Consider the following 1,791-nt stretch of genomic DNA (forward strand, 5'->3'; position numbering starts at 1 on the left):
ACGTGATCAACAAGGCCGAGTCCGAGTCTGACGTGACCATCACTGGTACCGTGGGTAAAGACGTCAAGGCTGGTGACACTGTCACTGTGACCGTGAACGGCAAGGACTACACGACCACCGTGAACGCCGACGGCAAGACCTGGAACGTGGATGTTCCCGGCTCCGAGTTGGCTGCTGATTCGAACGTACATGCCAAGGTTGAGACCGAAGATGCTGCGGGTAACCCTGCGAGCGCTGAAGCCGACCGCGGCTACGGTGTCGATACCGACCTGCCAGAAGCTTCGATCACGATCGACACCATTGCGGGCGACGATGTGATCAACAAGGCTGAGTCCGAGTCCGACGTGACCATCACCGGTACCGTGGGTAAAGACGTCAAGGCTGGTGACACCGTCACTGTGACCGTGAACGGTAAGGACTACACGACCACCGTTAACGCTGACGGCAAGACCTGGAACGTGGATGTTCCCGGCTCCGAGTTGGCTGCTGATTCGAACGTACATGCCAAGGTTGAGACTGAAGACGCTGCGGGCAACCCCGCTTCGGCTGAAGCTGACCGCGGCTACGGCGTGGATACCGACCTGCCTGAAGCTTCGATCACGATCGACACCATTGCGGGCGATGACGTGATCAATAAGGCTGAGTCCGAGTCTGACGTGACCATCACTGGTACGGTTGGCAAGGATGTGAAGGCTGGCGACACCGTCACTGTGACCGTGAACGGCAAGGACTACACGACCACCGTGAACGCTGACGGCAAGACCTGGAACGTAGACGTTCCTGGTGCTGAGTTGGCTGCTGATTCGAACGTACATGCCAAGGTGGAAACGGAAGACGCTGCGGGTAACCCAGCCAGCGCTGAAGCCGACCGCGGCTACGGTGTCGATACCGATCTGCCAGAAGCTTCGATCACGATCGACACCATTGCCGGTGACGACGTGATCAACAAGGCTGAATCCGAGTCCGACGTGACCATCACTGGTACGGTTGGCAAGGATGTGAAGGCTGGTGACACCGTCACTGTGACCGTGAACGGCAAGGACTACACGACCACCGTTAACGCCGATGGCAAGACCTGGAACGTGGACGTTCCTGGCTCTGAGCTGGCCCAAGATTCGAACGTACACGCCAAGGTGGAAACGGAAGACGCTGCAGGCAACCCAGCGAGCGCTGAAGCCGACCGTGGCTACGGTGTGGATACCGATCTGCCTGAAGCTTCGATCACGATCGACACCATTGCCGGTGACGACGTAATCAACAAGGCTGAGTCCGAGTCTGACGTGACCATCACTGGTACGGTTGGCAAGGATGTGAAGGCTGGTGACACCGTCACTGTGACCGTGAACGGCAAGGACTACACGACCACCGTTAACGCTGACGGCAAGACCTGGAACGTGGATGTTCCCGGCTCCGAGTTGGCTGCTGATTCGAACGTACATGCCAAGGTTGAGACCGAAGATGCTGCGGGTAACCCAGCCAGCGCTGAAGCCGACCGCGGCTACGGTGTCGATACCGACCTGCCAGAAGCTTCGATCACCATCGACACCATTGCTGGCGATGACGTGATCAACAAGGCTGAGTCCGAGTCCGACGTGACCATCACCGGTACCGTGGGTAAAGACGTCAAGGCTGGTGACACCGTCACTGTGACCGTGAACGGCAAAGACTACACGACCACCGTGAACGCTGACGGCAAGACCTGGAACGTGGATGTTCCTGGTACCGAACTGGCTCAGGACAGCAATGTTCACGCCAAGGTCGAGACTGAAGACGCCGCCGGTAACCCCGCTT

The 1,791-nt window shown here is 58.3% G+C and carries 1 protein-coding gene; it reads left to right on the forward strand.

Annotation, left to right across the window (positions count from 1 at the left end; genetic code table 11):
• Positions 1-1,791, forward strand: a 1,791-nt coding sequence (locus tag M2Q46_RS18675; RefSeq protein WP_302357874.1) for an Ig-like domain-containing protein, incomplete at both ends; no start/stop codon positions are given.

This window comes from Alcaligenes sp. YSL9, assembly GCF_030515105.1.
Taxonomy (GTDB): Bacteria; Pseudomonadota; Gammaproteobacteria; order Burkholderiales; family Burkholderiaceae_B; genus Alcaligenes; species Alcaligenes phenolicus.